The sequence below is a fragment of the Flavobacterium sp. GSB-24 genome (assembly GCF_027924665.1).
GTDB lineage: Bacteria > Bacteroidota > Bacteroidia > Flavobacteriales > Flavobacteriaceae > Flavobacterium.
On record NZ_AP027043.1, the window covers coordinates 3,440,495 to 3,453,005 of the forward strand.

A 12,511-nucleotide genomic window follows, 5' to 3' on the forward strand; every position below is an offset into this window, starting at 1 on the left:
ACTAGATAACTTTGCCTAAAAATTAATTTAAATAATTCAAAATGACTACTATTAAAACTAAAGCCATCAGCAATGTAAATGTGTTTGATGGCAAGAATGTAATTGGTATAAAAACAGTTGTCTTTAGTGACGGTGTAATTACTTCCATTCTAAATGAATTACCAGAAGACATAAGTGAAGTTATTGACGGATCAGGCTGTACTCTGCTGCCTGGTTTAATAGATGCCCATGTGCATACCTCCGTAGAATTCTTAAAAGATGCATTAAAATTCGGTATCACTACCGAATTAGAAATGATGGGAGGATTTACCAGTAAAGGACGTGAAACCCAATTAAAAGGAGTTACAGGTGCTGCCGATGTGCGTTCTGCCGGTATGGGTCTAACAGCTCCCGGCGGTCATCCAGACGAGCTTATTCCTAAAGGTGATGGTATTCCGGAATTCGTGTTAAAAGAAATGGAGAAAATGAGTGAAGAAGAAAAGGCCATTTTTTTAGCTGCTCACCAAGCTCAAAAGGAAGAAGAAGAAATAGGTGCCGATGTTACCTCAATTAGCGGAGCAATAGATTTTGTTCATCGTCAGGTAAATAATGGTGCAGATTATTTTAAAATAATGATTGAGGAAGGAACTGTAATGAATGCACCGGGTTTACCTGTCATTGAAACTCCGGTATTAAAAGCAGCAGTTGATGAAGCTCATAAATTAGATAAGATTGCAATAGCCCACGTTTTAACGGCAGAAGCGGCCAAAACAGCGGTCGAAATTGGTGTCGACGGCTTGGCACATCTATTTATTGACAGACCAGATTGGACCAAAGAACTCATTGAAGCTATTGCGGGCAAGGGAATTTTCGTAACTCCTTGTCTGGTATTAAATTCATCGATTATAGGTAATTCTGCCTGCCATGTTGCGCATGATGAAAGAGTTGATAAAAAATTAAATGAAGACTGGAAAATGACCATGTGTTCTTGTTTCAATACTTTTCCCGAAGGCAATATGAAAGATAACTTTGACAACGTGAGGGATTTACGAGACGCAGGAGTAGATATACTTGTTGGAACAGATGTATCTGTACCGATGCCCCATTTGGGCGGACTTGCACATGGTGTGAGTGTTCATCATGAAATGCAGCTGTTAGTAGAAGCGGGATTAAGCCCAATTGAGGCATTAAGAGCAGCCACATCAGTACCATCTAAAAGATTTAACTTATTAGACAGAGGATCAATTGCTGAGGGATTGAGAGCAGATTTGCTTTTAGTTAAAGGTGATCCTACTATTAATATTTCTGATTCTCTATCTATAGTGGGAATATGGAAGGAAGGTGAGTCTTATCACAGCTAAATCGACAAAGTTTTATAATCCATAATAATCATAACTCCACTTTTGTCCACTTCATTTCTCACTTTGTCCATTTGAGGTATATTATCATTTCAATGCCAGTAAAGCCTTGGTACTTTTGACAAGAATATTAACAAAAACAACAAATTAATTAAAACGATTAAACATGAAAACTTTAAATTTTGCATCAACTACAGTTTCTGCCCTTAGCCTTTTAGCATTGATTATTACCAATACTGTTTCTGCCCAGCAATCAGGAATAAAACGTACTGATTTGCAGCGTTACGATCTTAGTGTACCGGGATACGAAACGGTTCAGGCACGCATCGATTTTGATGCTCATACTGCTTTTGGAAAACATTCTCACCCCGGAGAGGAAGTTATTTATGTTCTTGATGGCGTATTGGAATATGAAGTCGAAGGTCAGTCTCCTGTTACTTTAAAGGCCGGAGAAGTACTTTTTATCCCTGCTGGCGTAGTTCACTCTGCAAGAAATAACAGTCATGCAAAAGCTTCGGAACTGGCAACATATATAGTGGAAAAAGGAAAACCTGTCTTGGTAATGAAAAAGTAAACTATACTGAAAATCTATTTATAAGATAAATTAGTGATTCATTCCTGCTTAAAAAAGATTGAATCATATGGAAACTCTAAATGAATTGAAGTTCTGATTAAACAAGATTATAAATAAAATTTATATATACTAAAAATTATTAATTTGTTTTATAATCGTAGAATTATCAATTTTGTCCTGTCAATAAGAAATGACAGAGATAAATAAAAATTTTAAATAAATTAAAACCTAAAAGAAATGAAAACCAATTTAAAAACAATCGTAACAACAAGCTTCGCCATTTTTTTATTAGCTGTATCAACAGTATTTGCTCAAAGTCAAAGAAAACCGGCAAGTTTAGGAAGAGAAGAATATATTGAAGTAGAGAAAAATGTAAAACTGCATGTAACGGATTTAGGAGAAGGAAAACCAGTAGTACTGATTCACGGATGGCCATTAAGTGATGCTATGTATGAATACCAATATGCAGAACTTATCCAGAAAGGATATCGCGTTATCGGAATTACTTTAAGAGGTTTTGGATTATCAGACAAACCGGGTGGTGCGTACAACTATGATGTTTATGCAGATGATATCAAAGTAATCCTAGACAAACTTAAAATTGAAGGAGCAACAATCGGCGGATTCTCTATGGGAGGCGCAACAGTGATTCATTATGTTGCCAAATACAATGCAGCCCACGTTTCAAAACTGGCTTTGTTTGGTGCAGCAGCTCCATTATGGACAAAAAGAGCAGATTTTAACTACGGTTTCTGGACAAAAGAAGATGTAAACGGTCTTATTGCCCTTAATAATACTAACAGACCACAATTATTTGAGAATTTCGGAAAAATATTCCCAGCAAATGAAACAAGCGTATCGGCAGGACAAGGTGCATGGTTAGGAACTATTCAGGCACAGGCATCTCCATATGCAATGGGAGAATCTATGAAAGCACTTCGTGATACAGATTTAAGAGAAGATTTGAAAAAAATCAAAATACCAACTCTTATACTTCACGGAACACAGGACAAAATTTGTTCTTACGAATTAGCTGAACAAATGCACAAATCAATTGCCAATTCAACTTTGGTTCCATTCGAGAAAAGCGGTCATGCCTTGTTTATCGAAGAGCTTCCAAAATTTAATGCTGAATTGATCAAATTCATAAAATAATAAGATAAATAAAAACAAAAATTAGGAAAGTCGTCTTTTAAAGATGACTTTCTTTTTTAGATAATTATAAGAAGGAAATAATGAAAAATATAGTAACACTTGCATTAGTACTATTGAGTTTTAATTTATCAGCACAAACTCCAGAGCAAAAGCTAAGTCAATTAGGAATTCAATTGCCGCAAATACCAGAATCATTAGGAAGTTATGTGGATATGGTAAAAGTTGGAAACATGGTTTTCCTGTCGGGAAGAGGACCGCTTAAAGCAGACGGGAAATACATTGCTGGAAAAGTCGGGAGCAGTCTCACCACCGAAGAAGGTTATCAGGCCGCCAGGCTGACAGCCATAAATCAGCTGGCGGTACTTAAACGTGCTTTTGGAAGTCTGAACAAAATAAAACGCATAGTAAAAGTAAATGGTTATGTAAATACCGCGGAGTCTTTTACTGACCAATCAAAAGTAATGAATGGTTTTTCTGATTTATTAATTGAAGTGTTTGGCGAGAAGGGCAGGCATGCGCGTACTTCTGTGGGTGTATATACACTTCCGCAAAACATGGTAATTGAAGCAGAAATGATTGTTGAAATGGAATAACTGTCCAGTATTGTTTTATCATATATCATATTTGCCATCGAAGCTTTTTTCTTAAATCGTATTGGATAATTTATTTAAGTTAAAACCAGACAGTCTTAGCTTTTTGCCGAGCAGTGTTATGAATTCACTTTAACAATGTGTCACAAAAATATAGATTAGTTATATGGTATTTTTTCATAGAGGTGATTCATAATTAGGCTAAAATTCAAAAGAATAAATTATTATAATTTCGTGTATGAAATATACTTTTTAGTATATTTGCTGTCTAATTAATTTAAAATGATGACTAAGGCCGAAAAAACAAAACAATTCATATTAGAAACTGCGGTTCCTCTTTATAATGAAAAGGGCATTTCGGGAGTTAACATTGATGATGTTCTTGAGGCGACCAAGCTTACCAAAGGATGTTTATATGGTCATTTTGAAAATAAAGAAGATTTGTCTGACCAAGTAATTGACTTATCTCTTAAGATGGTTTCTGATAGAATAAGAGCTGCTGTTTACGGCTCAAAGACAATGAAGGGCAAAATACATGCCTTTTTAGATTTTTATAAAAACCCCATTAATACCTATATTTCAGGCGGATGCCCGATATTTAATACTGCAGTAGAGGCAGATGATAATTATCCCTTTATAAGAGAAAAAGTGGCTAAAGTATTTAAAAAAGGTCAACAGGAATTAACCGCTCTGCTTCAAGAAGGAATTAATAACGGAGAATTTTCTGCCAAACTAGATCCCGTTGTTTTTGCTTTTAAATTGGTAGCTTCTGTTGAAGGGGGAATAGTAATGTGCAGAGTTATGCAGACTGCAAAACCAATGCAGGGTTTAGTAAAGAGTCTAAAGTCTGAATTAGAACAATACGTCATCTAATTTTTTTTAGTATGAAATAAACTAAAAAGTATAATTTAAAATAGACTTTTTAGTTTATTTTAAACAAAACAATCTGTTGATCAGAGAACCAAAAACATAAAATTAATTTAAATAATTATGAAATAAAAAAACGGCAAATACAATATTTATAAGTGGCAGAAGTGACCGAATAAGATTCGCAATTGCAACAAAAAACTAAATCCAGAGCAGTTAGTAAAAGCTCTTATTTCTGGAATCAAAAAGAGCAATTTACTATTCGTGTTGGTAATTCTAAATTATTATTGTTAGCAGGTTTTTTCCAAAACTGGCTTTCAATCTGGTAAATTCTAAAAAAACTACGCTGCCTTAAGCAGTAATTAAACTTTAAAACATCTAAAATGAAAGCATTTGTAATTAATAAATACAGTAAAAAGCAAAGTCTGCATCGTGTAGAACTTTCTTTACCAGATGTAAAAGAAAATGATATATTGGTCGAAATCCATGCGGCAGGTGTCAATCTTTTAGACTCTAAAATAAAAACAGGAGAATTTAAACTCATTCTACCCTATAAACTGCCGCTCATTTTAGGTCATGATGTGGCAGGAATAGTTGTAAAAACAGGAAAGAATGTAAAAAAGTTTAAAACTGGGGACCAGATCTATGCGAGAGTCTCAGATTACCGAATAGGTACGTTTGCCCAGTTTATTGCCATTGACGAAAAAGATGCCGCCCTGAAACCTACAAATCTTTCGATGGAAGAAGCTGCATCTATTCCGCTGGTAGGGCTTACATCGTGGCAGGTTTTGGTTGAAAGAGCTGGAGTAAAATCAGGTCAAAAAGTGTTTATACAGGCGGGATCTGGTGGAGTTGGAACTTTTGCTATTCAGCTGGCCAAACATTTGGGTGCTGTAGTTGCTACTACGGCAGGTGCTCAAAGTACCGGCTTATTAAAAAAACTTGGAGCTGATATTGTTATTGATTACAAAAACAGTGATTTCGAAAAAATCTTGAGTGATTATGATGCAGTCTTAAATAGTCAGGATCAGAAAACACTCGAAAAATCGCTGCGAATATTAAAACCAGGTGGCAAACTAATTTCTATTTCCGGACCGCCGACACCTGTTTTTGCAAAAGAAATCAAAGCTCCTTGGTTTGTAAAAATTGTCCTGTCATTACTAAGTTCTAGTATCCGTAAAAAAGCAAAACATAAAAACGTAGACTATTCTTTTTTGTTTATGAAAGCAGATGGGGAGCAGTTAAGTGAAATTACCAAACTTATCGAGTCTGGTGTAATCAAACCTATTGTTGATAAAATTTTTCCTTTCGAAAAAACAAACGATGCGTTGTCTTATGTAGAAAGCGGAAGGGCTAAAGGAAAAGTTGTCATTAAAATAAAATAACATTTTTACCCGAAAGCAAAGGTTTTTATGCATTCATATTTGTGATGTAAAAACTTTTTCTAAGATTTTAATCGGCACTTTTCAGTTTCAAATTAGCATTTATTTCACCTGATAGTTATGAATATTTTTCTTTTTCATTATTCATTGTGGCCCTAGCAGGTGATTTATAAACGATAATCAAATATTGTTTAAATTAGAAAATACTGTTTAACTGATTTGCAGTATCAAAAATGCTTTTTTGAATCAAAAGTGCCAGATTAATAATTATAAAGATTAGAACCTAAAAATCCGGAAGAACTTGATTGGTTAGTACGTGAAACTAATTTGGGAGTTGCAATCAATATAATTCCTAACTATATGCGAACAGGCGCTCCTTTTCTAAATGACATTCTCTAATTATACTTGTAAGTATCCTACACTTACAGGGATGTCCCTCCTTAATTGCACTTTTTGCCATTAATACTTTTAAATCTTATATAGTAAAATATAAGCATGATTATTATTTTACATCAGATATATTATTCGCTCATTTGTGTACATGAAATAAAAGTTTAATTTTACTTTTTTAATTATTAGATTTTCTTACCGCTTGTTATAGTAAAAATATTCCTTCCTAATTTTTTTCACAAGCAGCTGGCTCAATAAAGTATTGTAAGAACTTATTTTTTTATTTACATAAACCCATAATTTCGATGTATAAATTTCTAAAATATACTTTGATACTTTTTATAGTGTCATTAGGTCTAATCTCCTGTAAACAAAAACTGAGTGATAAAATAAAAGTTGGATTTTCTCAGGCCATGACTACTGATGACTGGCGTAAGCAGATGAACAGCTCAATGAAAATTGAAGCCTCATTACGGCCTGAAGTCGATCTGACTATAAAAGATGCCAATAACAGCATAGAGAAGCAAATAGAAGATATTGAAGGATTCATATCTAATAAAGCAGATGTCATTATTGTATCCCCAATCCAGTCTAAACCTTTGACGGCAGTTGTAGAAAAATCAATAAAAGCCGGAATTCCTGTTCTTATTGTAGACCGGAAAATTGAAGGAGAAAACTATACTGCTTATCTTGGAGCTGATAATATTGAAATTGGCAGAATTGCAGCGCGATATATTATTTCGCACGGTAAAGGTTCAGGTAAGATTATAGAAATAACAGGAGCAAACGGTTCTTCACCAGCGTATGAGCGTAGTTTAGGGTTTGATCAGATTATCAAAGAAAATAAACGTTTCAAAATTGAAAAAATCATATTTGGTGATTGGGAAAAAGAGTCAGTTAAAGCGCCCCTAAAAGCGATTCTTTTGCAAAATCCTGATATCGAATATATTTTTGCCCATAATGACCGTATGGCTTTAAGTGCCTGGGAAACTGCCAAAACTGCAGGACTGGAAAAGAAAATTAAATTTATTGGTGTTGACGGACTCAACACAGTGAATGGGGGAATAGAATTGGTTAAAAACGGAGTTTTAGACGGAACAGTGCTGTATCCGACAGGAGGAAATGAAGCATTGAAACTGGCTTTAAAAATGTATTATAAAGAAGCAGTTGCAAAAAATAACATACTCAATACAATCGTAATAGATAAGAATAATGCTGAAATTATCGAAAATCAAATGGATAAAGTCGATCAGCAGCAGACAGTTATTGAGTCTCAGCAGGGAGCAATAAAAGTTCAGGAAAGAGAATATGCTTCGCAGAACAATCTGGTTCGATTATTGAGTTTTTTCTTAGTGATTATTTTGAGTCTGACTATCTACAGCATTTATTCAACTATTTCTATTTCAAAGAAGAAAAAACAGCTTGAAAAAATTAATCAGACTGTTATTGACCAGAATAATGAAATTCAGGAAATGGCTCAGCTTGCGACTAAAAGCAATGAAGCAAAACTGAATTTCTTTACAGGACTTTCACATGAATTTAAAACTCCTATAACTTTGATTATGAGTTATGTAGAGTCGCTGATTGAAAATGAAAAAATTAAGGGAACTGCCCTTATCGATGAAGTAAAACTAATTCATAAAAACTCAAACAGATTATTGCGTTTGATCAATCAGTTATTGGATTTCAGGAAAATTGAAGAGCAAAAATTTACCCTTAGGGCTTCCAGTACAAAAATTTACGATTTCACAAATGAAGTCATGGCTAATTTTAAAGGCGAAGCTGCCAGAAGAAATATTGATTTTCAATTAAGCTGTAAAAACAAAAATCTGGAACTCTTTATTGATCGCGGTTTAATGGACAAAGTATATTTCAATTTGCTGTCAAATGCTTTTAAATTTACGCCCGATAATGGTAAAATTAGTATTTCAATTGTCGAAAATCAGGATAATACAGTACAGATCCATTTTAAAGATTCCGGAATTGGAATCCCTGATGATGAACTTTCAAATGTTTTTGATCCATTTTTCAGGGCTTCAAATAATAATAAAAACAGTTCAGGCATTGGATTGCATTTATCAAAAGAGTTTGTGCTTTTGCATCAAGGAATAATCGAACTGAAATCTAAGCAGGGCAGTGAATTTGTCATTACATTATTAAAAGGAAGCAGTCATTTACAGCCTGGTGAAATTATTCAAAAAGCCGAAAACCTAACCAGTATTCCAAACTTAATTACTGATAATTTAAATATAGAACCCGATTTAAAAGAATCAAACACCATTTCTGATGCTGAGAAACACACTCTACTAATCATAGAAGACAATGTAGATTTGGTTAACTTTTTAAAAGCAAAACTGTCCAATGAATATGTAGTGTATAATTCTGATGGAAGCGATGCGATTCAAAAAGCATTAGAAATTATTCCGGATATTATAATCTGTGATATTAATTTAGTAGATAAAGATGGTTACGAGATTAGTAAAGAATTGAAGAAAGATCTTCGTTCTTCTCATATTCCAATTATTATTTTAACTGCGCAGAGTAATAAAGAATCTGTTTTGAAAGGATTGCAAAGCGGAGTAGACCAGTATCTTACGAAGCCTTTCAGTCTTTCTATTTTGAAACAATCTATATCAAGCTTGCTTTTTAATAGAGAGAAACTTCGTTATTATTATACTAATAATATTTATCGTGTTGAGCCTGAATCGAAATTTGGCAATCAGGAACAATCCTTTATTACCAAAATGAATGATATTATTAAAAAGAATGTCGAAAATCCTAAATTCTCTGTTGAAGATTTAGCCGATAAACTTGGAGTTTCCAGAGTTCAGCTGTATCGAAAAGTAAAAGCAATTATCGGAATTAATATCAGCGACCATATTAATAATGTAAAATTAGAGAAGGCGGCAGAGCTTTTAAAGTTAAATAATATGAATATTTCTGAAATTGCTTACTCGCTGGGATTCTCTTCTCCCAATTATTTTTCTACAGCTTTTAAGAATAAATTTGGAATTTCACCAAAGGAATACAAATCCTCAAATTAATATTGATTTAAAATTGATACAAATCAGGTATCAATTTTAAACCTAATGTAACAAAATCGAAACTACACGGTTTTCGTAAATAAGTTTTAAATTATGTAAAGCCTTGTAAATAAGTCTTTTAGTGTAAAAATATCAAACTATCAATAATTATAGAATAAAATTGTAACATCATTAAAAATAAGTTGTTTTTATTGCGGATATCTTAGCAACAAGTTTTTAATACATCTACAATGAACAAGATATTGATTTGGTCTGTTACTGCTGCACTGGCAGGTTTTCTATTCGGTTTTGATACCGTAGTTATTTCTGGAGCTGATAAACAACTACAGCTTCTCTGGCATTCATCTGATGCTTTTCATGGATCTGTTGTTATGGCAATGGCACTGTGGGGAACAGTCGTAGGTGCTATTTTTGGAGGAATCCCAACCAATAAAATAGGACGTAAAAAAACCCTGTTTTGGATCGGAATTTTATATTTCATTTCTGCAGTTGGTGCTGCTTTTGCCAATGATCCTTATGTTTTTGCTGCTTTTAGGTTTATTGGAGGTTTGGGTGTTGGGGCTTCAACCATTGCTGCTCCGGCGTACGTTTCAGAAATTGCTCCAGCTGAAAAACGAGGGAGATTGGTTGCTTTGTATCAGTTTAATATTGTTCTGGGTATTTTAATCGCGTTTATATCTAATTATTTTTTAAAAGACATTGGAGAAAATGCTTGGCGCTGGATGGTTGGGGTTCAGGCTATTCCGTCTGTTGTTTATATTCTTTTTATCATAACAATTCCAGAAAGTCCAAGATGGCTCCTGTCCAGAAACCGTGATGAAGAAGCCCGTAAAGTACTCCTTAAAATCGATCCCTCGGCCTCTCTTTCTTCCATTATGGATGATTCCAGAGAAAATGGAGTGACGAAACATGAAAATATATTCATGAAGAAATACCGTTTCCCTTTAATCCTAGCTTTTTTAATTGCTTTTTTCAATCAGTTTTCAGGAATCAATGCTTTTTTATATTATGCACCCAGAATTTTTGAAGAAGCAGGTTTAGGACAGAACACGGCTTTATTAAGCAGTATCGGCATTGGGATCACCAATCTTATATTTACTTTAATTGGAGTAGCATTAATTGACAGATTAGGAAGGAAGTTGTTAATGTATATTGGTTCTATTGGATATATCATATCTTTAGGATTAGTTTCTGCTTCATTTTATTACAATTGGGGAGGATTATCAGTACCCATTTTTCTTTTCCTGTTTATAGCTTCACACGCCATCGGTCAGGGAGCAGTTATCTGGGTTTTCATCTCAGAAATTTTTCCAAATCATATCCGTGCATCGGGACAGGCATTTGGAAGTTCAGTGCATTGGGTTCTGGCAGCGATTATTCCGTCTTTAATTCCAATGTTGTTTTCAGAAATAGGACCAGATGCCGTATTCTTAATTTTTACACTAATGATGGTATTACAGCTCCTGTTCGTAATTTTTATGATGCCGGAAACTAAAGGAATCTCTTTAGAAGTATTAAGCGAAAATCTAACCAAAAAAAATATCAAAAAAAATGAAATCAAAGAAACATCTGCCGCTGGCATTCTATAGTGCGATACTCCTTTCAGCAGGGGGATTTATACCGTACTCGGCTGTTGCACAAACAACTGCTGTTTCAGTATCAGCCTCGGCTGAGGAACAAATGTACCGACCTAATTTTCATTTTACACCAAAAAAAGGCTGGATGAATGATCCTAACGGAATGTTCTATGCAGATGGGAAATATCATTTATTCTACCAGCATTTTCCTGATGGAAATAAATGGGGACCAATGCATTGGGGGCATGCGGTCAGTAAAGATCTGATTCAATGGGAAGAATTGCCTATCGCAATTTACCCAGATAAGGATAAATATATTTTCTCAGGAAGTGCTGTTGTAGATATAAATAATACATCAGGTTTAGGTATCGAAAATACGGCGCCAATTGTAGCGGTTTATACGCTGCATGATATGACAAAGGAAAAAGAAAATAAAATTGATGTTGAGCAGCAGGATATTGCTTTCTCGAATGACAATGGTTTTACATGGCAGAAATTTGAGGAAGGAAATCCTGTCGTAAGAAACCCGGGAATTCGTGATTTTCGTGACCCAAAAGTGACTTGGGATAAAACCCATAAACAATGGATAATGGTTTTAGCAGCGCAGGACCGTTCCCAATTTTATAAATCCAAAGACTTAAAAAGCTGGCAATATTTATCTGATTTCGGAAAAAATATTGGGGCACATGGAGGTGTTTGGGAATGTCCAGATTTTTTTGAAATAAAAGTGCAGGGTACAAATGAAACCAAATGGGTTTTAATTCAGAGCTTAAATCCAGGAGGTGCAAATGGAGGTTCTGGAACGCAATATTTTATTGGAGATTTTGATGGAACTGCTTTTACATTAGACCCAAATTTTGCCAAAAGAATAGAACAGGAAAAAGCCGTCTGGATAGATTACGGAAAAGATAATTATGCCGGTGTAACATGGAATAATATTCCAAACTCGGACGGGCGAAGATTATTTATCGGCTGGATGTCCAATTGGGATTATGCCCAAGATGTACCGACAAATGTCTGGAGAAGCAGCACTACGATCGCTAGAGAAATTCAGCTAATAAAAAAAGGAAATGAGTTCAGTCTGATTAGCATTCCTGTAAAAGAAATCAATAAATATATTTCTAAAACAATCAAAGGCAAAAGCTTAAAAGGTAAAGGTAATCTTTCTATTCCAGAAGCTGCAAAAGTTGATTTAACTAAGGCAATTATTGATTTTAAGCTAAAAAACATAAAACAGGACACCTACATTTTTATGCTTTCAAATGATAAAGGCGAGTCTTTGACATTCGGAATCAATAATAAAGCTCATTATTTATTTGTGGACCGTTCAAAGTCTGGAAAAAATGATTTCTCAGAAAAATTTGCTGCAACGATTACCAAAGCATCTTTAGGCGGCAGTCAAAAAGAGGGTGCTTTTAAAATTATTCTGGATAAAACATCTATTGAAATATTTTACAATAATGGCGAAAAAGTTATAACCGAAATCTTTTTCCCGCAGCAGCCATTTACATCTCTTTCGGTGTCTTCAAAACAGACAATAGAATTAAACAACCTCGTAATTAACCAATTAAATAAAAACTAACTAAAAACCACTA

The 12,511-nt window shown here is 34.2% G+C and carries 9 protein-coding genes; all 9 read left to right on the forward strand.

Going from position 1 to position 12,511, the window contains the following annotated elements; translation table 11 throughout:
* Positions 1 to 41 precede the first annotated feature (41 nt).
* The 9 genes from QMG60_RS14895 (at position 42) to QMG60_RS14935 (ending at position 12,498) form a co-directional block, all read left to right on the forward strand.
* The gene (locus QMG60_RS14895) at positions 42 to 1,340 is read left to right on the forward strand and encodes an amidohydrolase family protein (protein WP_281865454.1); all 1,299 of its coding nucleotides are present in this window, start codon (positions 42 to 44) and stop codon (positions 1,338 to 1,340) included.
* A 163-nt stretch (positions 1,341 to 1,503) separates the two neighbouring features.
* On the forward strand, positions 1,504 to 1,911 hold the full coding sequence (locus tag QMG60_RS14900) for a cupin domain-containing protein (protein ID WP_281865455.1): 408 nt from the start codon (positions 1,504 to 1,506) through the stop codon (positions 1,909 to 1,911).
* Between the two features lie 237 nt (positions 1,912 to 2,148).
* On the forward strand, positions 2,149 to 3,066 hold the full coding sequence (locus QMG60_RS14905) for an alpha/beta hydrolase (RefSeq protein ID WP_057118121.1): 918 nt from the start codon (positions 2,149 to 2,151) through the stop codon (positions 3,064 to 3,066).
* Between the two features lie 80 nt (positions 3,067 to 3,146).
* Complete coding sequence (locus tag QMG60_RS14910; protein WP_281865456.1) at positions 3,147 to 3,659, forward strand: RidA family protein; 513 nt, start codon at positions 3,147 to 3,149, stop codon at positions 3,657 to 3,659.
* Between the two features lie 279 nt (positions 3,660 to 3,938).
* Positions 3,939 to 4,529, forward strand: a complete 591-nt coding sequence (locus tag QMG60_RS14915) for a TetR/AcrR family transcriptional regulator (protein ID WP_281865457.1) — start codon at positions 3,939 to 3,941, stop codon at positions 4,527 to 4,529.
* Between the two features lie 377 nt (positions 4,530 to 4,906).
* Positions 4,907 to 5,908: an NADP-dependent oxidoreductase gene (locus QMG60_RS14920; protein WP_281865458.1), complete on the forward strand. Its 1,002-nt coding sequence runs from the start codon at positions 4,907 to 4,909 to the stop codon at positions 5,906 to 5,908.
* Positions 5,909 to 6,600: 692 nt separating this feature from the next.
* A complete protein-coding gene (locus QMG60_RS14925) occupies positions 6,601 to 9,339 on the forward strand; it encodes a substrate-binding domain-containing protein (RefSeq protein WP_281865459.1) in 2,739 nt (912 codons plus the stop codon).
* A gap of 230 nt (positions 9,340 to 9,569) precedes the next feature.
* Entirely contained in the window at positions 9,570 to 10,928 is a 1,359-nt protein-coding gene (locus QMG60_RS14930) for a sugar porter family MFS transporter (protein ID WP_057118115.1), read from the forward strand.
* A complete protein-coding gene (locus tag QMG60_RS14935) occupies positions 10,891 to 12,498 on the forward strand; it encodes a glycoside hydrolase family 32 protein (RefSeq protein WP_281865460.1) in 1,608 nt (535 codons plus the stop codon). The genes QMG60_RS14930 and QMG60_RS14935 overlap by 38 nt, the downstream gene beginning before the upstream one ends.
* Positions 12,499 to 12,511 lie beyond the last annotated feature (13 nt).